This window comes from Pantoea sp. B65, assembly GCF_047308185.1.
Lineage (GTDB): Bacteria > Pseudomonadota > Gammaproteobacteria > Enterobacterales > Enterobacteriaceae > Erwinia.
Window position 1 is genome coordinate 310,330 of sequence record NZ_JAHXPU010000039.1, and the last position, 19,376, is coordinate 329,705.

Consider the following 19,376-nt stretch of genomic DNA (forward strand, 5'->3'; position numbering starts at 1 on the left):
GGCATGAGCATAAGTAAACCTGTTTCTCTTAGCTTGCCGACACCCCGGCGTCGTCTGGTAAAACTGCCGCGCATGCCGCTGATGTCAGCCATTGCGCTGGTGCTCCTGACACTGATTGTCGCGATGGCCATATTGGCGCCGTGGATCGCCAGTCACGATCCGCTGGCGCTGTCGCCAGCGTTTCGCCTCCGGCCGCCCGGTGAGGAGTTTTGGCTGGGCACCGACGCCTATGGTCGCGATCTGTTTTCACGCATTGTCTATGGTGCGCGTATCTCGCTGGTTGTCGGCCTCGGCGTCACGGCGATGAGCGTGCTGATCGGGTTGCCGCTGGGATTACTGGCCGGGTACTTCCGCCGGCTGGATGCGGTGTTGATGCGGGTGATGGATGGTCTGATGGCGATCCCCGGCATCCTGTTGGCGATTGCTATCGTTTCGTTGAGCAGCGCCGGGATCGGGACGGTGATGGTGGCGATTATGGTGCCGGAGATACCGCAGGTAGTACGTCTGGTGCGCTCCCGGGTGTTATCGGCGCGTGAGGAACCTTACGTAGAGGCCGCAGTGTTAACCGGGACTTCTACCTTCAGGGTGCTCACCCGCCATCTGATGCCCAATACGCTGGCGCCATTGATCGTACAGAGCACCTACATCTGCGCCTCGGCGATCCTGACCGAAGCGATTCTGTCCTTTCTCGGCGCCGGGATTGGCACTGAAATTCCGACCTGGGGCAACATTATTTCCGAGGGCCGCGTCTACTTCCAGCTTAAACCCGCGCTGGTGCTATGGCCGGGTCTGGTTCTCTCACTGTGTATTTTATCGATTAACCTGCTGGGCGATGTGGTGAGCGATGCCCTCGATCCGCGGCTGAAGAAAAGGGGAAGCCAATGAGCGCACAGCAAAACGATATCCTGCAGGTGGATCGCCTGTCGGTAAACACCGCGCAAGGGGTGCCGATTTTGCAGGATATCTCCTTCAGCATCCGCGCCGGCGAGACATTGTGCCTGGTCGGTGAAAGCGGGTCGGGTAAGTCTGTGACCTCGCTGGCGACCCTTGGCCTGCTGCCGAAAGGCGCGCTCCGGGTGGTGGGTGGGCGCATTTTACTGGATGGCGAAGATGTTCTGCGGGTCAGCAATGGGCGACTGAAGGCACTGCGCGGCAGCCGGATGGCGATGATTTTCCAGGAGCCGATGACCGCCCTTAACCCGGTGCTGACGGTGGGGCGGCAGATCGATGAGGTACTGCAAATCCACACTGGTCTAAGCGCCGCAGAACGCCATGTGCGGGTGATGGACGCTCTGACGCAGGTGCATCTGCCGGATATTCGTCGTGTTTACGCTGCGTATCCGCATCAGCTTAGCGGCGGCCAGCGCCAGCGCATTATGATCGCAATGGCGCTGGTGCTTGAACCGCGTCTGCTGATTGCCGATGAGCCGACTACTGCGCTGGACGTGACCACCCAGCAACAGATCCTTAAACTGATCCGTGAACTACAGCAAAAGCATGGCACTGCGGTGTTATTTATCACCCACGATATGGGGGTGGTGGTGGATATCGCCGACCGGGTTTGCGTGATGCGTCAGGGAAATATCGTTGAATCCGGCGCCCTGCAACAGGTACTGTCGCAACCGCGCGAAGATTATACCAAAGCTCTGCTGGCAGCGGTGCCGGGCCTGGCGCCGCGGCCCGCGCGCAAGGCGATTAGCGCCCAGGTAGTCCTTGATGTGGTAGAACTGGGTAAAATCTACCCGCCCAAAGGTGGCGCATGGGGCTGGTTTGGTAAACGGCGGCAAGGCACGCGTGCGCTGCATGATGTGACCTTCAGCCTGAAGCGTGGCCGCACGTTGGGCATTGTTGGTGAAAGTGGTTCCGGCAAGTCGACGATGGCGCGTTGTGTAATGCGCCTGCTGACGCCGGACGAGGGGGCGATACGCATCACCGGCAACGATATTTCCGAACTCTCTACCGCCGGACTGAAACCGCATCGCAAACGTATCCAGATGATTTTCCAGGACCCGAATCGTTCGCTCAATCCGCGCATCAGCATTGGCAAGAGCCTGGTGGAAGGCCCGATGAACTACGGCGTCTCTTTTGCCGAGGCCTGGGCGCGCGGTCAACAACTGCTGGAGCTGGTCGGGCTACCGGCCGACGCCATTGATCGTTTCCCGCACCAGTTTTCCGGGGGGCAACGGCAACGCATCGCTATCGCCCGTGCGCTGGCGATGGAGCCGGACGTAATCGTCGCTGATGAAGCGGTGTCGGCGCTCGATGTCTCAGTACAGGCGCAGGTACTGCAACTGCTCAATGATATCCAGCGCCGGCTGGGGGTCGCCATTTTATTTATTACCCACGATTTGCGGGTGGCGGCCCAGCTGTGTGACGACGTGTTGGTGATGCAGCATGGCGAGGTGATTGAGTACGGAGCGGCAACTGAGGTGCTGGTGTCGCCGCAGCATCCCTATACCCAACAGCTAATGGACGCGGTTCCCGGCAAAGGCTGGGATTTCGCCGCCGGTCGGGGGATTTGAACATGGCGTATGATTTACTGTTGCGCGCAGTCACGGTTGTCGATGGCAGCGGAGCCGGGCCGTATATCGCTGACGTCGCGGTCGGTGGCGATCGCATCCGCGCCATCGGCAATCTCGCGGGCCAGGCTGCTCAGCGGGTGATCCACGGTAACGGACGCTACCTGATGCCTGGTTTTATTGACGTCCACACCCACGATGACACCAATGTGATAGATAACCCGCAGATGCTCGCCAAGATTTCACAGGGGGTTACCACGGTGATCGTCGGCAATTGCGGCATCAGCGCCTCGCCGGTAAGTTTGCCGGGCATACCACCGGATCCGCTGAACCTGCTGGGAACGCAGGAGGCATTTGTCTATCCGACCTTTCAGCATTATGTCGATGCGGTTGAACGCGCATGTCCGAGTGTTAACGTGGCGGCGTTAATCGGCCATACCGCGCTGCGGGCCAACGTGATGACGCAGTTTGATCGCCCGGCGGCGGCGGAAGAGCTGGTGCAAATGTGTACGGCTTTGCAGGGGGCCCTTGAGGCTGGCGCTATCGGCCTTAGCTCCGGACTGGCCTATACCAACGCTAAACAAGCTCCGGTGTCGGAGCTGCAGCCACTGGTGGATATCGTCGGGGCGTATGGTTCGTTGTACACCACCCATATGCGCAATGAGCATGACGGTGTGCTGGAGTCGCTGGCAGAATCATTCAGTACCGCCCGCCTTGCCGGAGCGGATCTGGTGATCTCACACCTTAAGTGTGCCGGCGCAGGCAATTGGGGCCGTGCGCCGCTGGTGCTGGCCGCGCTGGAAAAAGCCGCCGGCGAGCAGGCCTGCAACTGCGATTGCTATCCGTACGCCTGTAGTTCCACCACGCTAGACGCCTGGCGTGTCGACGGAACCATGGAGATCTATATTACCTGGTCGGATCCATATCCGCAGATGGCCAGACAGACTCTGAAGGAGATCGCTGCACAATGGGGCGTGGATCAGTGGCAGGCGACTGAGCGCCTGCGTCCGGCCGGGGCGATTTACTCTATGATGAGTGAAGATGACGTGCGCACGATCCTGGCGCATCCGCTGTCGATGATTGGCTCCGACGGTTTGCCTGCCGACCCGAATCCTCACCCGCGGCTATGGGGCACTTTCCCCCGCGTGCTGGCACATTACTGCCGCGATCTGCAATTATTCACCCTCGCTGAAGCGGTACGTAAGATGACCGGCATGCCCGCCGCCCGTTTTCGCCTGCAAGATCGTGGCGTGGTGCGTGTGGGAGCGTTTGCCGATTTAACCCTGGTGGATATGACGCGGATTGAGGACGTCGCCACTTATAGCGATCCCTGCCGACAAGCGCCAGGCATCGATCTGGTGGTGGTTAACGGGGCTGTGAGTTATGAAAATGGGCAAGTTTCCGGACGGCAGGGGCGTTTGTTAAAGCGCCAGCCGGTCGCCAGCAACCCTCTGCCCGGCTGATTATCAGGGGTTAACACCCCGGCGGGTTATGCCATAAACCCGGTTTGCCATGGCACAATCCAGTCGGTACGCCGATTCATCTCTGCCGGAAAGAATATCGCCAGGATTAACGATCAGATCGATCCCTTGCTGTTTTCTGTCGTCCAGAACCGCATCCAGCGCGGTAATATTGCCATGGATATGCGAAATAACCGCCAGTTTCATCTTATGTTGCCCTCTCTGCCGATAGCTGAACAGAGAGACTTTATCGGCAGGATGTGGTTTCTGATAGCTATTTGAGGGAGACCGGGCACGCGTTTCTGTCTTCCGCTGCTGGACAATAATAATAATCCGCCCTAAAGTTAATCAATCGATTGATTAACTCTGTGACGCCAGCATGAAAACTATCCCCATCACCCCGCGCGGGGAACAGGCAAAAAAGCAGTTAATTGCGGCGGCGCTGGCACAATTCGGCGAATACGGACTGCATGCCACCACACGTGATATCGCCAAAATGGCAGGGCAAAATATTGCCGCCATCACCTATTATTTTGGCTCAAAAGAGGATCTCTATATCGCCTGTGCCCAATCGATTGCGGACTTTATTGGCGACAACTTTCGCCCTCATACGCAGGCGGCAGAACAACTGCTCGCGCAGCCGTCAGCGGATAAAGCGGCGATACGTCAGCTGATCCTGCGAGCCTGTAAAAATATGATTATGTTGTTAACGCGGGACGAGACACTGAACCTGAGCAAGTTTATCTCCCGTGAACAGCTCTCTCCCAGCCGGGCTTACCAGCTAATTCACGACCAGGTGATTGCGCCGCTACACTGCACTCTCACCCGCCTGATTGCTGCCTGTACCGGACGTGATGCCAGCGATACGCAAACTATTCTGCATACCCATGCTCTGCTCGGGCAAATTCTTGCATTCCGCTTCGGGCGCGAAACGATTTTGCTGCGCACCGGCTGGACAGGATTCGATGAAGATAACGTCAGAGAGATCCAGCAGGTGATCTGCTGCCACCTCGATCTTATTTTGCAAGGACTCACTCAAAGGGATCAGCAGTAATGAAAAGAAACCTCGTCATCATACTGGTTGTTCTGCTGTTGCTTGCTCTCTGCGCAGGCGGCGGAATGTGGTATTACAACCGTCAGGATCAGCAACTGACCCTGTACGGCAACGTTGATATTCGTACCGTTAATATCAGCTTTCGCGTTGGCGGGCGGTTACAGCTGCTGAACGTCGATGAGGGTGATGCGATTAAAGCCGGACAGACGCTGGGCGAACTGGATCATGCGCCCTATCAAAATGCCCTGATGCAGGCACAAGCTAATGCCGACACCGCCCGGGCAAAATATGATCTGGTGATGGCGGGGTATCGCGCTGAAGAGATTGCCCAGGCGGTGGCGGCGGTTAACCAGGCGCAGGCGGCGTATGACTATGCGCAGAACTTCTATCAGCGCCAGCAGGGCCTATGGCAAAAAAATGTCGTATCGGCTAATGACCTTGAGAATGCCCGATCTGCGCGCAATCAGACGCAGGCCAGTCTGAAATCGGCGCAGGACAAATTAAGTCAGTACCGCGCCGGTAATCGCCCGCAAGAAATTGCTGAGGCGAAAGCCACACTGGAACAGGCGCAGGCGCAACTCGCCCAGGCGTCGCTGGATTTACATGATACTACCCTGGTCGCGCCGTCCGATGGCGTATTGCTGACGCGCGCCGTTGAACCCGGCAGTATGCTGAGCGCTGGCAGCACGGTACTGACCCTCTCTCTGACCAAACCGGTATGGGTGCGCGCTTATGTCGATGAAGGGAATTTAAGCGAAGCGCAACCGGGACGCGGGATTCTGCTGTACACCGACGGACGCCCCGATAAGCCTTACCACGGCAAAATTGGTTTTGTTTCGCCGGCGGCAGAATTTACACCGAAAACCGTTGAAACACCGGATCTGCGTACCAGCCTGGTCTATCGCCTGCGCATTATCGTTACCGACGCTGATGAAGCGCTGCGCCAGGGGATGCCGGTCACGCTGAAATTCAGCAACGGACAGCCGCATGAGTGAGCAGAGCACGATTCATCTCAACGGGCTGGTTAAACGCTTCCCCGGGATGGATAAACCTGCAGTAGCGCGTCTGGATTGCACTATCCAGAGCGGCTATGTCACCGGGCTGGTGGGGCCGGACGGGGCAGGCAAAACCACGCTGATGCGTATGCTGGCGGGTCTGCTTAAGCCCGACGAAGGCCGGGCGCAGGTACTGGGTTTCGATCCGATTAACGATGACAGCGCATTGCATGCGCTGCTTGGCTATATGCCGCAGAAATTTGGTCTGTACGAAGACCTGACGGTAATGGAAAACCTCAGGTTGTATGCCGACCTGCGCAGCGTCACCGGAGAAACGCGGCAGAAGACCTTTGCCCGTCTGCTGACATTTACCGCACTCGGGCCGTTTACCGAACGGCTGGCCGGTAAACTCTCCGGCGGGATGAAGCAAAAACTGGGTCTGGCCTGTACGCTGGTTGGCGCGCCGAAAGTGCTGCTGCTCGATGAACCCGGGGTCGGGGTTGATCCGATATCGCGCCGCGAACTGTGGCAAATGGTGCATGAGCTGGCTGGCGACGGCATGCTGATTTTGTGGAGCACCTCGTATCTGGATGAGGCGGAGCAGTGTCGCGAAGTACTGCTGATGAATGAAGGGGAGCTGCTGTATCAGGGCGAGCCAACGGCTCTCACCCAAACGATGTCCGGGCGAAGCTTTCTGATCAGCAGTCCGCAGGAGAATAACCGCCGCCTGCTACAACGCGCATTGAAACTGCCGCAGGTCAGCGATGGGGTGATTCAGGGGAAATCGGTACGGTTGATCCTGAAAAAACAGAGCTGCGCGCAGGATATCCTTGATGCCAGCGCGATGCCTGAAATTGCAATCAACGCTACGGCGCCGCGTTTTGAAGATGCGTTTATCGATCTGCTGGGCGGCGCAGGCGCGGCGGAATCGCCGCTGGGAGCGATTCTGCATACCGTTGACGCTAGCGCTGACGAAACGGTGATTGAAGCTAAAGCGCTGACCAGAACATTTGGTGATTTCGTCGCTACCGACCATGTCAGTTTTGCCGTCAGGCGCGGCGAGATCTTTGGCCTGCTGGGGCCGAATGGCGCAGGGAAATCCACCACCTTTAAAATGATGTGCGGCCTGCTGGTACCGACCTCCGGTAATGCGCTGGTGCTGAATATGGATTTAAAAGTCAGTTCCGGCAAGGCGCGCCAGCACCTGGGCTATATGGCGCAAAAGTTTTCCCTCTACGGCAACCTGACGGTGCAGCAGAACCTGCGTTTTTTCTCCGGGGTTTATGGCCTGCGTGGTCGGGCGCAGGATGAGAAAATCGCCCGCATGAGCCAGGCTTTTGGTCTGACAAATATCGCCGCCCAAACCACCGATAAGTTACCGCTGGGTTTTAAACAGCGACTGGCGCTGGCCTGCTCACTGATGCATGAACCGGATATTTTGTTTCTTGATGAACCAACCTCCGGCGTAGATCCGCTGACGCGTCGCGAGTTCTGGCTGCATATTAACAGCATGGTGGAAAAGGGCGTCACCGTGATGGTCACCACGCATTTTATGGATGAGGCGGAGTATTGCGACCGCATCGGTCTGGTCTATCAGGGCAAACTGATTGTCTGTGGTACGCCGGACGATCTGAAAGCCCGCACCGCAGATGATCAGTGTCCGGATCCCACCATGGAGCAGGCGTTTATCCGGCTAATTCACCAGTGGGATCAGGAACATCACCATGAACCGTAGGACGTTATCCTGGCGACGACTACGCGCACTCTGTGTCAAAGAGACGCGACAGATTGTCCGCGATCCCAGTAGCTGGCTGATTGCGGTAGTGATTCCGCTATTGTTGCTATTTATCTTTGGCTACGGCATCAACCTTGACTCCAGTAAACTGCGCGTCGGTATTTTACTGGAACAGCAGAGCAAAGAGGCGCTGGATTTTACCCATGTGATCACCGGTTCGCCTTATATTGACGCCTCTGTCAGTGATAATCGCCAGCAATTAACTGAAATGATGCAGGCTGGTCGTATTCGCGGTCTGGTGGTGATCCCGGTCGATTTTGCCGCACGGATGGCACGTGAGGGCGATACGGCGCCATTGCAGGTGATCACCGACGGCAGTGAACCAAATACCGCCAATTTTGTGCAGGGTTATATCAAAGGTATCTGGCAACTCTGGCAGCAGCAGCGGGCTGAGGATCGCGGTGAGACTTTTGCACCGCTGATTGATGTCCGGATGCGTTACTGGTTTAACCCGGCGGCGGTCAGTCAGCACTTTATTATTCCCGGCGCGATCACCATTATCATGACGGTTATCGGGGCAATACTGACCTCACTGGTGGTTGCGCGCGAGTGGGAGCGGGGCACCATGGAGGCGCTGCTTTCCACGGAAGTGACGCGCGTCGAACTGCTGCTGTGTAAGCTGATTCCCTATTACTTCCTCGGCATGCTGGCGATGGTGCTGTGTATGCTGGTATCGGTATTTATTCTGGCGGTGCCGTATCGCGGTTCACTGCTGATTTTATGGCTGACAACCAGCCTGTTTCTGCTGAATACCCTTGGCATGGGGCTGCTGATTTCCACGATGACGCGCAATCAGTTTAATGCCGCTCAGGTGGCGCTGAACGCCGCCTTTCTGCCATCGGTTATGCTGTCCGGGTTTATTTTCCAGATAGATAGCATGCCTGCGGTGATCCGCGCGGTGACGTATATCATTCCGGCGCGTTACTTCGTCAGCATCTTGCAAAGCCTGTTTCTCGCCGGAAATATTCCGGCGGTACTGCTGACTAACGTACTGTTTCTGATCGCCTCGGCGGTGATGTTTATTGGCCTGACATGGCTGAAAACCAAACGACGTTTAGAGTAAGGAACCATAATGTTTTACCGCCTCCTGACTTTGATTCGTAAGGAACTGCAGTCACTGCTGCGCGAGCCGCAAACCCGGGCGATTTTAGTGCTGCCGGTGGTGCTGCAGGTTCTGTTGTTTCCGTTCGCCGCGACGCTGGAAGTGACCCATGCCACCATCGCTATTTATAATGAGGATAACGGCCAGCATGCGATGGAACTGACGCAGCGTTTTGCTCAGGCGAAGGCCTTCAGCCAGTTGATCCTGCTCAACAGCCCGCAGGAAATCCAGCCAGCGATTGATCGGCAAAAGGTGCTGCTGCTGGTGCGCTTTCCGGCGGATTTCTCACGCAATATCGATACCTTGCAGCAGGCTAAGATGCAATTAATCCTCGACGGGCGCAATTCCAATAGCGCGCAAATCGCCGCCAACTATTTGCAGCAGATTGTTAATGATTACCAACAGCAATTGCTAAAGGGGAAAGCGAAAACCAACAACAGCGAACTGGTGATCCGCAACTGGTATAACCCTAATCTGGATTATAAATGGTTTGTGGTGCCGTCGCTGATCGCCATGATCACCACCATTGGCGTGATGATTGTCACTTCGCTTTCGGTGGCTCGTGAACGGGAGCAGGGCACGCTGGATCAGCTTCTGGTCTCTCCGCTGACCACATGGCAAATCTTTATCGGCAAAGCCATCCCGGCGCTGATCGTAGCGACATTCCAGGCGACAATTGTCCTCGGGGTGGGGATCTGGGCGTATCACATCCCGTTTGCCGGTTCGCTGCTGCTGTTTTACTTCACCATGCTGATTTATGGTCTGTCGCTGGTGGGTTTTGGTTTATTAATTTCGTCGTTGTGTTCCACCCAGCAGCAGGCATTTATCGGGGTGTTTGTCTTTATGATGCCGGCGATTTTGCTGTCAGGTTATGTGTCGCCGGTAGAGAATATGCCGATATGGTTGCAAAATCTCACCTGGATTAATCCCATCCGGCATTTTACCGATATTACCAAGCAAATTTATTTGAAGGACGCCAGTCTGGATATTGTCTGGCAAAGTTTGTGGCCGCTTGGGGTTATTGCCGTCATCACCAGTTCTGCCGCCTATGCCATGTTCCGACGTAAAATCAGCTAAGTGGCATCCGCGCCAAATTGGCGGCCGGAAGAGCTTCTCGACACCGCCCGCCTGCTGTTTGGTGCATCAGCAGCCTGCCAGCGGCACCCGCCAGCGGCATTTATCTGGTTCGCGGATGGGGCGGACGGGGTGATAGTGCCATCAATGTATTATTTTTTTAATTGCGATCTGTCAGGTTGTCGTGATAGTGATTTGTAAACCAGTAGTTGACTATGGAATTGAAAAGTTTATGCAGCGTGTGAAAAATTTTACAGTTAATGCATTTCACTATGGCTCACCGCCTGATGATAAGCATAACCTAAGACTACGACTTATTCTGCTGCTTACAGGGTTGACCTGTATGATTGATGGGGTGTTCTTAGCTATCGTCAATATGCTGTATAACAAATATTATCTTCTGCTATTCTTTGTTTTTGTCACCTTGTTTGGCGCGACTACTTTATATTTATCTTTCAAGAAAGTAACAAGAACATGCCTTTTTATTATAGCGCATATATTGCTGTTTATATTAATTGTAGCATCACTGGCGGACAAAACGACCGGTGATGCGTTTCACTCGGAATTTAACTATCTTATAGTTTTAACGGTTGGCGCTTCGCTGGTATTTCGGCAAGAGAAAATATATCTGCGCATTGTCTTTCCCTTGATTTGTTTTGTGTCTTTTTTGTTCCTGATGATGAGCGGCATAACATTCTCTCATTCTGAACTAAATCTGCCAAAATCTTTTGAACGCTCCCTTTATATATTTAATATGTCTTTTTATTCACTGATCTTATTGCTAACGACCTTTGTTTATCGCAGTGACTATTCAAGCCAGGCGCTACTTAGAAAAGATCTGCAAGCCGCAATAAATGACAATATGCTTGAGATTTATTATCAACCGCAAGTAAATAAACACAGGGAGATTATTGGCGTGGAGTCATTGCTACGCTGGAAACATCGACAGCGTGGTTATATTTCCCCGGATGTATTTATACCCATTGCTGAAAAATATGGCATGATGATTACGCTGGGGTGGTGGGTTATGGAAAATTCGATGAAACAAATATCAAACTGGCATCACGTCCCCAAACTCAAAGATGCCGTTGTCTCCGTCAATATCAGTCCACTGCAACTCCTTGAGGTATCATTTAAAAATAAGGTTTGTGAATTAATCTCACGCTACCAGATCCCTGCGGGAAAGTTAAAGTTTGAAATAACGGAAAGTACTTTAATTTATGACTACAATAAAATAAGAGATATTATTCTGGAGTTAAATACTTACGGCATAAAGTGGTCTATCGATGATTTTGGGTCGGGTTATTCTTCGCTTAAATTATTGCTGGATATTCCGGTGGATGATGTGAAGATTGATAAGTCATTAATCATGAGTCTGGAAAAAAGTGACTCCAATATTATTTTAATTAAAACCATCATCGATCTCTGCAAAGAACTTGGCATAACGCCTCTGGCGGAGGGGGTCGAAAACGAAGTTCAGTACTCCATATTAAAAGACATGGGGTGTGAAATATTTCAGGGCTTTCACTTTTCTAAGCCCTTGCCTAAAAAGAGTCTTGAGGCATTTCTTGAACATAATCTATAGGCCAGTGATGGATTCTCTCGGTATTTACGGGTGAATAATACTTGTAATAAAAATAACTACTCATAGATACCGGGATACAGGTCGGTATCTATGAGTCTGCTGATTAGATAAAAATATATTTATCCCCGATTAAGAATACGCAGGAAATCCTCTTTATTGGAGATAAGTGAAAGTGCATTTGCAATGATTTCATCACTAAAAATCGATGCGATTTGTTTTAACACATCGATATGTTCCTTTTCTTTAGCGATAACACCAATCGTAATAAACATGACATTATTTCGATCCCAGATGACGCCATCTGGAAATTGAAAAATCTCCACGCCTTTTTTGATAATGATATCGTTGGCCGATTTTGGCAGATGAGGAAGGGTAATCCCATTTCCAAGGAACGTCGATACTTGCCGCTCTCTTTCATTAAGAAAAACACAACAGTCCTGATTGACATATCCCTTTTCCGTGAAATCCTTAGCGACCATCTCCAGGACTTCCGCTTTATTTTTAGCCTGACAACCTAAATGAAGGTTGTTGATTGAAATATAATCTATCATAATTTGTCTCCATTACGATATAATTTGCATTAATTCCCTGTAGAACATCTTGTTACTACTTACCGGCAGATAACTCTTCCTCTAACTGCTCCAGTGATTTATTTGATGTTTCTGGTAATGCAAATATGACAAACAAAATAACCAGATAGTTGATCACGGCAAAAATCAGGAATACCGGTCCCAACCCGAGTTTAGCCTGAAGTACCGGGAATAAATAGCTAACGATGGCATTCATGATCCACATAAAAAACACCGAAATGCCCATGGATAATCCGCGAAACTTCAGAGGGAAAAGTTCAGCCAATACCACCCATGTCAGGAAGCCCATGGTACCCTGCATAACGCCGACAAATAATGCACCCAGTAACCAAATAGCCGTCGCTTTCACATCGCCGGTAAGGTAATAGTCGACGCCTGCTATGATGAGATGTAATGTTGCCATCAGGGCGAAACCTGAAATAATCAGTGTCTTGCGTTTAAACCGGTCAACCAGAAACGCCACCCCAATAACCATACCACCGACAGAAAAGACGCCATTCAACACATTACATATTAATGAGGTTCTTTCGGAAAAACCTGCGGTTCGCAGTATTTCCGTACCATAATACATAATGACATTCACCCCGGTTGTTTGCTGCAAAGCGGCCCAGGCGATGCCAACCAGCAGTAATTTGAGAATCCATGGCGTGTTAAGAATTGTTGACAGCGATCCTCCTGAGTGTAATTTTTTCTCTGCTTCAATATTAATCAATGTCACGATATCGTCAAATTCTTGTTTAGCTCTTTCAGCAGGGCGAATTTGCTTTAAAATGGCTAAAGCCTCTTCTTGGCGATTTTTACTTACCAGCCAGCGAGGACTTTCTGGCGCGCGCCACATGCCGATCAGCAAGCCCATGGCTGGGATTGCCTGAACGACTAACATATATCGCCAGACATCAGGTAAGTGCCCCCAGACATAGCCAATAACAGCATTGATCGCAAAGGCGGCTAACTGGCCGATGACAATCGCCACTTCATTCAGTCCGGTGAGTTTTCCGCGCATTTCTGTTGGCGCAACTTCGGATATAAATGTTGGCGCGGTGACCGATGCTCCGCCTACGGCATAACCGAGTAAAAAACGGGCAATCAACAGGATGGTGATCGTAGGGGATAATGCAGAGGCCATGGCACCGAAAAAGAAAATGAACGACAGATATAAGAGATATTGACGCCGTCCAAAATAATCGGCCAGTTTACCACCGCAGACACTGCCAATTGCGGCGCCGACCAGGAGTACGCTCATGACGAGGCCTTCGGTCGTCGGGGTAAGCGCCATACCTTCTTTTAAAGAGGGAAATGCGCCATTAATAACACCCGTATCATAACCGAAAAGTAAACCGCCAAAAGTGGCAACCAGCGTGATTTGGTGTAGGCGTTTTCTTTGAACTATATTAAGGTCCATATGAGAGATAAGAGACATTTTTCTACCTTTTTATTTTATTCACAACCAGATGCTAAAATATCTTTAGCTTCTGCTAAATTAAAGGTGTTGAAGGGGGTAGGTTTTTATTAATATAATTTATATAACATATGTAAATATGAACAAGCAGTGAGATTGATTGTGGTGCTGTCACAGGGCTTATTTCGCACCCTTTCCCCTTCGCCATTGTCGAAATTTATCGCCTGGCCCACTGGCGTTGTTGCGCTGACAGGGCAATAGCTTCCAATACTTTTGACATCCTGCCTTTCCACGGGCGTGTTATGCCGATAACGTTTTAATTCATCCATTCCCTCCTGTGTAAAGGTGATTAACCTTTTCTTTACGCTGAACAGATAAGTTAATCCCATTTCGATTTCCTTCATGAATCATTTTCCATACTTTTAGTTTGCCCGAAAAATGCGTCATAGCGGGCAACCAATAACCCCTGACGTCCGACAGCGCTATGGCACCGGGACCGAACTAATCCACGGTCCGGCTGGCGTTTTTAGGGCCGCTATCCGTAACGGCGACGACCGCTGTCCCTTGCAATAGCTGGCGACAACGACGGTGGCCAGTGGCCCCGGGACCTTCTTGCTTCAGCGCCATCCTGCTTCTCCCGTATGAGGTGATTTTCAGCGGTTGATGTTCAGACCGACCGTGTAGCCCGGGACTCTTACCGGGAAGGGCAACGCGGCGAACAGAACGTCTTAGTCACTTTGTTTCATCTTGTTGGAAATATATATTCCATAAAATATTAATACAGAAGAAATGTTCTGTTTTGGGATGAGGATCATACATTGAAGGTTATTTTTTACCAAAATCGCTGCGTTTAGCCGGTTTTCTCTGGGATGAATGCATAGGGTTTTAATATAGAGATATGATTTGTATGTATTAAATATAACTATGCATAGCGGGGTTTTATCTATGTTTTCGCAGCAAAAAATAGCACTATTGGTGAAATGGTAAAACGATGCTGATAGGCATTCATTGTAGTGGATTTTTTGTATTTCTTTTAAAGATTGAATTTTCTATAAAATTTCAATATGAAATAATAATTTTATGTTCGTGGCATGCGCAGACATCTGCTGCACAGGAGATGGCGCAGGGAGATGCCAGTTTCCCCCCCCAGCCAGAGCAAGGTCGGGGAAGGGGATGAGCGCCATGGCGGCATGCGTCGCTGCCGGGGTTATGCGCTTCGGTGTCAGTTTTTAAACGGCGGGTAAAGCGGTTAGGCGGTAGTTCATGATTATCATCACAGTTCCTTGAGTGGGAGCTTGTGACTGCCGGTGCGATTGGTTATAACAACGCTCTGGACGTTATCAGATAGCTCTGAGCGAAACCTGATTGCGTTGAAACCGTTATGGCTTCAACGCAATCAGGTTTTTTTTTGTCTTTTTTATGATGCCTTGGGCCGGAAAGTCGGGACTGGTGCGGTACCCGGATAGCAGATTACAGGCAAAGGGTATGCGCTCTGAATGAGTAATTCAGATGATAAATTTTGTTAAAAAGGTCACCCAGGAAGATGGCTGCAATGATAGTAGATAAAATACTCAGCAATAACGCGGTCCTGCTCACCAATGCGAAGCACGAAGAGGTAGTGGCGATCGGATGCGGTATTGGCTTTGGCAAAAAGCCGGGCGATAGCGTGGATGCCAGCGAGATTGAGAGCCAGTTTGTGAAAAAATCCGCGGGTCTGGCTGATGTCTTTTCCCAACTGCTGGCTGAGATCCCTCCGGCGCATCTGGCCGTCACGCAGCGCATCATCAACCTGGCGCAACAGCGGCTGGCGATTACGGTACATGACACGCTGTTTCTGGCGCTCAGCGACCATATCAATTTTGCCATTCAGCGCCTAACCAACGGGGTGGTGATAAAGAACTTTTTGCTGTGGGACATTAAACGCTTTTACGCCGAGGAATTTGCTGTCGGGCTGGAAGCGCTGACGCTGATCGAGCAGGCGCTGAATATCACGTTGCCGCAGGATGAAGCCGGATTTATTGCTTTGCATCTGGCTAATGCTAAAAATAACAGTGATATGCAAAGCACAATGCACAGCGCGACCATCATTAAGGATGTCCTGAGCATCCTGCAGTATGACCTGAAGATCACCTATGATGAGGAGTCACTGGACTACCAGCGTTTTGTCACTCATCTGAAATTTTTCGCCCTGCGCCTGCTGAATCGAAAAACCGTGATGCACGGCGATGACAGCATATATCAAGGGATCACCGAAATGATGCCGGTTGCCTACGCCTGCGCGAAGAAGATCTATCACTACGTGGATAAAAATTATGGCTGCCAGCTCACCACCGATGAGGTGATGTTTCTGACTATCCATATCAATCGCCTTAACGGTGGTTAATGCTATATCAGGTCACTATCCAGGGCGTAACTGAACCAATCAGGCGAAACCTGCTCCGCACCGGCATTCAAATCTGCCGGTGCGGAGCAGGTTTTTTTGTTTTTAGGCCTCCCTCTGAAAACGGGCAGGTGAATTGAAGATAAAGGAGAACATAACGATGAATATGGCATTCCCTGAAGGATTTTTGTGGGGAGGTTCGGTTGCGGCCAACCAGGTAGAGGGCGCGTGGAACGAAGCGGGGAAGGGGATTTCCACCTCCGATCTGCAGCCGCAGGGCATCCACGGTAAGGTCGTGGAGCGCGACGGGGTCAGCTGCGGGGTGAAAGATGTGGCGATCGATTTTTACCACCGTTATCCGGAAGATGTGCAGCTGTTTGCCGAAATGGGGTTCAAAGTGCTGCGTACTTCCATTGCCTGGACGCGTATCTATCCCGAGGGAGATGAAACCCAGCCGAATGAAGCTGGGCTGGCGTTTTACGACCGCCTGTTCGATGAAATGGCGCGCTACGGTATTCAGCCGCTGATCACCCTGTCCCACTATGAAATGCCCTACGGCTTAGTAAAAAAATACGACGGCTGGGGCGGACGCGAAGTCATTGCGCTGTTTGAGCGCTATGCGCGTACGGTGTTTACCCGCTATCGCGATAAAGTGAAGTACTGGCTGACGTTCAACGAGATCAATATGGCGCTGCATGCGCCGTTCACCGGCGTCGGGCTGGCAGGTGACCGAAGCAAGCAGGAGATTTACCAGGCGATTCATCATCAGCTGGTAGCCAGCGCCCGCGCGGTTAAGGCCTGCCATGAGATTATCCCGGATGCCAAAATCGGCAGTATGTTGCTGGGAGGCATTCGCTATCCCATTACCTGCAAACCGGAGGATGTACTGAAGGCGCAGAACGTTAATCGCGACTGGCTGTTCTTTGGTGACGTTCAGGCCCGTGGCGCCTATCCGGCGTGGATCCAGCGTTTCTTTCGCGAAAACGGCATCGCGCTGAATATTACCGCACAGGATGCGGCCGACCTGCAAGAAACCGTGGATTTTATCTCTTTCAGCTACTATATGAGCGGCTGTGCGGCCGCGCAGCCGGAGCTGTATCAAAGTTCACGCACCAATATCATGCGCATGATCCCCAACCCGCATCTGCAAAGCTCAGAATGGGGCTGGCAGATTGACCCGCAGGGGCTGCGCTTCCTGCTTAACGAGCTGCATGATCGTTACCTGAAGCCGCTGTTTATTGTCGAAAACGGCCTTGGCGCGAAAGATGTTCCGGCGGAAGATGGCTCGATTCAGGATGATTACCGCATCCAGTATCTGCAGGCGCATCTGGTACAGGTCAGAGAAGCCATCGAAGATGGCGTCGAGCTGCTGGGTTACGCCAGCTGGGGGCCGATCGATCTGGTTAGCGCCGGCACCGCTCAGATGTCCAAGCGTTATGGTTTTATCTACGTTGACCGTGATGATGAGGGGAGCGGCACGCTGGAGCGCCGCCGTAAAAAGAGCTTCTTCTGGTATCGCGATGTGATTGGCAGCAACGGCGCCAGTCTGAACGATCCGTTCTGATCACCACCGGGTAGCACGCCCGGGCACCATGCGCGCCCGGGCAGTGTTGCTGCTATGGGGTTACCGTGACAATAGCGCGGCGATAAGAGAACAGTGACGGCGTGCCGTCGTCCTGTACCTGCAGAATGATATGGAACGGCGTTGGCGTTTTCACCGCCGGTGCGGTAAAACTCAGTGCCTCGCTGTCGTTCTTTTCCAGTTTCAGTTCCGGAGCGAAGTGGATATTCATGGCGGTGGCCGTTGGCTCTTTATACTGCCACCAGCGGTAGCTAAGGTGATTGTTGTCGACATCGCGCGAACCCTGGGCTGTCAGTTTAACCACCTCGCCCGCCTTCACCTGCAGTGTGACGATCCCCCGTCCCGGCTGTCCGTTAAGAACCAGCTGCGGATTGTGATTGGTATGCTTTACGTCGGGGGTGACGCTCCACTGCATGCGCGCGGCAAAATCATTCTGATAAGCTTCGCGCCAGCGCCAGATAGTTGCGCTGGCGGTGCGGTGATTTTTGCCATCAACTCCCATCACCGTATCGGAAGTGCTGGTGCGTAGCCCGCTGCGGCTGTCGGGGGTAACCGCAGCATAGCGCCCGCCCCAGCCGCCATATTCCGGATGTTCCGGGGCGTTCAGCCCGTTCTGCAGCAAATAGAGAAACGAAGGCGTATCGCCTTCCATAGTGTATTCAATTGCCGGATAAGCCGCGCCCAGCGGGCCCTGATTGCGGATGTACCGATCAAGCCAGCTATTGTTTACCTGGCTCATATCGCCGCCCTCGGCAAAGCGCGACGACATACCGCTCCAGGTAGCGATAAAGTAGTCATTCCAGGCGTGAATACTGGTGATATAGCGCAGCGTGGGGAACTGAGCGCGGATCCACTCGCCGGTATTATCCTGATCGGAAATCGCATAGACGCGGATTTTACTGACAAAGGCGTCAACCTCTTCAGCACTGCGCGTGGCGCGCACGTCATATAACGCCTGCGCCAGGTCCACTGCGCCGCCCCAGACATCGATCCACAGTGGGCGCGCATCGGGTTTATCTACAGACTGAATAATCAGCGCCGAGGCGGCGGTGGATTTCCCCGCGCCGACATAATCCATGCCGTAACCGGCGCGGCCGGCCCGCACTACCGCCCTTAGCGCGGCGGCACTCGGGTAGCCCGCCGCGTGCTGGCGCAGATTGGGGAGCGCCAGTTCATAGGCGTCAATTCGTCTGAGCATCATTTCCGGGTTAACCCGATCCCGCAACCAGGTTGAGGTCGTGGCAATCAGCCCCTCAACGTTGAACTCATTGCTGTATACCAGGAAGCGTACCAGCGACTGCGAGTCGTCAGGCTCATTGCCAATGTCGGACAAAATCAGAATCCGCGTTTTCTCCTGCTCCGGCTGTGCCGGGGCGGCGAGGGCGCAGGCGCTGGTAAGGGTACACGCGAGCAGCGCGCTGAGTAATGGGTTTAACCGGACCATAATATTTTCTCTGATGGGGATCGCCAAAAACAAAAAAACCTGCTTTCCGTTGCCGGGTAGCAACAGAAAGCAGGTTTCGCCAATAAATCATGTAACGTCCTGTGGGGGTAGTTATAAGAACAGGGGGGAGCAGGAGCAATCAGTATTCTTGATAAATGTGACGCAGGCACAGTATTTAGCGGTTTTATTCCCGCTGCGAAATTAAAATTTAGTGATGATTTTCACAAAAATGAATATTTCGGTGGCGTTTCCCCATCAGTATTGTTAAAAAAGAGGCGTTCGTCAGGACGTGACCAGAATTATCTGGGCGAAACCTGGATAAAGCAGTGTGTTTTCTCACACTGCTTTATCCAGGTTTTTTTTTGCTTTTTTTCCTGCTGGCCAGCGGATACAGGCA

The 19,376-nt window shown here is 52.4% G+C and carries 16 protein-coding genes; 11 read left to right on the forward strand and 5 right to left on the reverse strand.

The window, feature by feature from the left end:
- The first annotated feature begins 3 nt into the window (after positions 1-3).
- From JWF83_RS19675 to JWF83_RS19685, 3 genes are read left to right on the forward strand one after another with little or no spacing between them, the layout of a single operon-like run.
- Positions 4-885 (forward strand): ABC transporter permease, encoded by an 882-nt coding sequence (locus JWF83_RS19675; protein ID WP_413652101.1) that lies wholly within the window; start codon positions 4-6, stop codon positions 883-885.
- Complete coding sequence (locus JWF83_RS19680) at positions 882-2,522, forward strand: ABC transporter ATP-binding protein (RefSeq protein ID WP_413652102.1); 1,641 nt, start codon at positions 882-884, stop codon at positions 2,520-2,522. The genes JWF83_RS19675 and JWF83_RS19680 overlap by 4 nt, the downstream gene beginning before the upstream one ends.
- 2 nt (positions 2,523-2,524) lie before the next feature.
- Complete coding sequence (locus tag JWF83_RS19685) at positions 2,525-3,982, forward strand: N-acyl-D-amino-acid deacylase family protein (RefSeq protein ID WP_413652103.1); 1,458 nt, start codon at positions 2,525-2,527, stop codon at positions 3,980-3,982.
- A 3-nt stretch (positions 3,983-3,985) separates the two neighbouring features.
- Here the strand turns inward: JWF83_RS19685 and JWF83_RS19690 are convergent, their stop codons facing one another.
- Positions 3,986-4,186, reverse strand: a complete 201-nt coding sequence (locus JWF83_RS19690) for a metallophosphoesterase (protein ID WP_413652104.1) — start codon at positions 4,184-4,186, stop codon at positions 3,986-3,988.
- Positions 4,187-4,358: 172 nt separating this feature from the next.
- Between JWF83_RS19690 and cecR the strand changes: the two genes are divergently transcribed.
- From cecR to JWF83_RS19720, 6 genes are all read left to right on the forward strand, one after another.
- On the forward strand, positions 4,359-5,033 hold the full coding sequence (gene cecR, locus JWF83_RS19695) for a transcriptional regulator CecR (protein WP_413652105.1): 675 nt from the start codon (positions 4,359-4,361) through the stop codon (positions 5,031-5,033).
- Positions 5,033-6,028 (forward strand): secretion protein HlyD, encoded by a 996-nt coding sequence (hlyD, locus tag JWF83_RS19700; RefSeq protein WP_413652106.1) that lies wholly within the window; start codon positions 5,033-5,035, stop codon positions 6,026-6,028. The genes cecR and hlyD overlap by 1 nt, the downstream gene beginning before the upstream one ends.
- A complete protein-coding gene (locus JWF83_RS19705; RefSeq protein WP_413652107.1) occupies positions 6,021-7,763 on the forward strand; it encodes an ATP-binding cassette domain-containing protein in 1,743 nt (580 codons plus the stop codon). Before hlyD ends, JWF83_RS19705 begins: the two co-directional genes overlap by 8 nt.
- A complete protein-coding gene (locus JWF83_RS19710) occupies positions 7,753-8,886 on the forward strand; it encodes an ABC transporter permease (protein ID WP_413652108.1) in 1,134 nt (377 codons plus the stop codon). Before JWF83_RS19705 ends, JWF83_RS19710 begins: the two co-directional genes overlap by 11 nt.
- Positions 8,887-8,895: 9 nt before the next feature.
- Positions 8,896-10,002, forward strand: a complete 1,107-nt coding sequence (locus JWF83_RS19715) for an ABC transporter permease (protein ID WP_413652109.1) — start codon at positions 8,896-8,898, stop codon at positions 10,000-10,002.
- Between the two features lie 229 nt (positions 10,003-10,231).
- On the forward strand, positions 10,232-11,584 hold the full coding sequence (locus tag JWF83_RS19720) for an EAL domain-containing protein (protein WP_413652110.1): 1,353 nt from the start codon (positions 10,232-10,234) through the stop codon (positions 11,582-11,584).
- Between the two features lie 119 nt (positions 11,585-11,703).
- Here JWF83_RS19720 and JWF83_RS19725 read toward each other — a convergent pair whose 3' ends face one another.
- The 3 genes from JWF83_RS19725 to JWF83_RS19735 form a co-directional block, all read right to left on the reverse strand.
- On the reverse strand, positions 11,704-12,135 hold the full coding sequence (locus JWF83_RS19725) for a PTS sugar transporter subunit IIA (protein ID WP_413652111.1): 432 nt from the start codon (positions 12,133-12,135) through the stop codon (positions 11,704-11,706).
- Between the two features lie 55 nt (positions 12,136-12,190).
- Positions 12,191-13,594, reverse strand: coding sequence for a sugar porter family MFS transporter (locus JWF83_RS19730; protein WP_413652112.1), 1,404 nt, complete (start codon positions 13,592-13,594; stop codon positions 12,191-12,193).
- An 89-nt stretch (positions 13,595-13,683) separates the two neighbouring features.
- A complete protein-coding gene (locus tag JWF83_RS19735) occupies positions 13,684-13,977 on the reverse strand; it encodes a hypothetical protein (protein ID WP_413652113.1) in 294 nt (97 codons plus the stop codon).
- Positions 13,978-15,125: 1,148 nt separating this feature from the next.
- Between JWF83_RS19735 and licT the strand changes: the two genes are divergently transcribed.
- Complete coding sequence (gene licT / locus JWF83_RS19740) at positions 15,126-15,956, forward strand: BglG family transcription antiterminator LicT (RefSeq protein WP_413652114.1); 831 nt, start codon at positions 15,126-15,128, stop codon at positions 15,954-15,956.
- A 157-nt stretch (positions 15,957-16,113) separates the two neighbouring features.
- Positions 16,114-17,517: a glycoside hydrolase family 1 protein gene (locus JWF83_RS19745; RefSeq protein WP_413652115.1), complete on the forward strand. Its 1,404-nt coding sequence runs from the start codon at positions 16,114-16,116 to the stop codon at positions 17,515-17,517.
- A 52-nt stretch (positions 17,518-17,569) separates the two neighbouring features.
- On the opposite strand, the gene JWF83_RS19750 is transcribed toward JWF83_RS19745, so the two are convergent.
- Positions 17,570-18,979 carry a nucleoside hydrolase-like domain-containing protein gene (locus JWF83_RS19750; RefSeq protein WP_413652116.1) on the reverse strand — a complete coding sequence of 470 codons (1,410 nt, stop codon included), beginning with the start codon at positions 18,977-18,979 and terminating at the stop codon, positions 17,570-17,572.
- Positions 18,980-19,376: the final 397 nt, after the last annotated feature.

Excerpts from the sequence above, each read along its gene's own strand:
- JWF83_RS19675 (WP_413652101.1), top strand. The coding sequence starts at position 4 with ATGAGCATAAGTAAACCTGTTTCTCTTAGCTTGCCGACACCCCGGCGT.
- JWF83_RS19725 (WP_413652111.1), bottom strand. The coding sequence starts at position 12,135 with ATGATAGATTATATTTCAATCAACAACCTTCATTTAGGTTGTCAGGCT.
- licT (WP_413652114.1), top strand. The coding sequence starts at position 15,126 with ATGATAGTAGATAAAATACTCAGCAATAACGCGGTCCTGCTCACCAAT.
- JWF83_RS19690 (WP_413652104.1), bottom strand. The coding sequence starts at position 4,186 with ATGAAACTGGCGGTTATTTCGCATATCCATGGCAATATTACCGCGCTG.
- cecR (WP_413652105.1), top strand. The coding sequence starts at position 4,359 with ATGAAAACTATCCCCATCACCCCGCGCGGGGAACAGGCAAAAAAGCAG.
- JWF83_RS19735 (WP_413652113.1), bottom strand. The coding sequence starts at position 13,977 with ATGAAGGAAATCGAAATGGGATTAACTTATCTGTTCAGCGTAAAGAAA.
- JWF83_RS19730 (WP_413652112.1), bottom strand. The coding sequence starts at position 13,594 with ATGTCTCTTATCTCTCATATGGACCTTAATATAGTTCAAAGAAAACGC.
- hlyD (WP_413652106.1), top strand. The coding sequence starts at position 5,033 with ATGAAAAGAAACCTCGTCATCATACTGGTTGTTCTGCTGTTGCTTGCT.
- JWF83_RS19720 (WP_413652110.1), top strand. The coding sequence starts at position 10,232 with ATGCAGCGTGTGAAAAATTTTACAGTTAATGCATTTCACTATGGCTCA.
- JWF83_RS19745 (WP_413652115.1), top strand. The coding sequence starts at position 16,114 with ATGAATATGGCATTCCCTGAAGGATTTTTGTGGGGAGGTTCGGTTGCG.
- JWF83_RS19750 (WP_413652116.1), bottom strand. The coding sequence starts at position 18,979 with ATGGTCCGGTTAAACCCATTACTCAGCGCGCTGCTCGCGTGTACCCTT.
- JWF83_RS19715 (WP_413652109.1), top strand. The coding sequence starts at position 8,896 with ATGTTTTACCGCCTCCTGACTTTGATTCGTAAGGAACTGCAGTCACTG.
- JWF83_RS19710 (WP_413652108.1), top strand. The coding sequence starts at position 7,753 with ATGAACCGTAGGACGTTATCCTGGCGACGACTACGCGCACTCTGTGTC.
- JWF83_RS19685 (WP_413652103.1), top strand. The coding sequence starts at position 2,525 with ATGGCGTATGATTTACTGTTGCGCGCAGTCACGGTTGTCGATGGCAGC.
- JWF83_RS19705 (WP_413652107.1), top strand. The coding sequence starts at position 6,021 with ATGAGTGAGCAGAGCACGATTCATCTCAACGGGCTGGTTAAACGCTTC.
- JWF83_RS19680 (WP_413652102.1), top strand. The coding sequence starts at position 882 with ATGAGCGCACAGCAAAACGATATCCTGCAGGTGGATCGCCTGTCGGTA.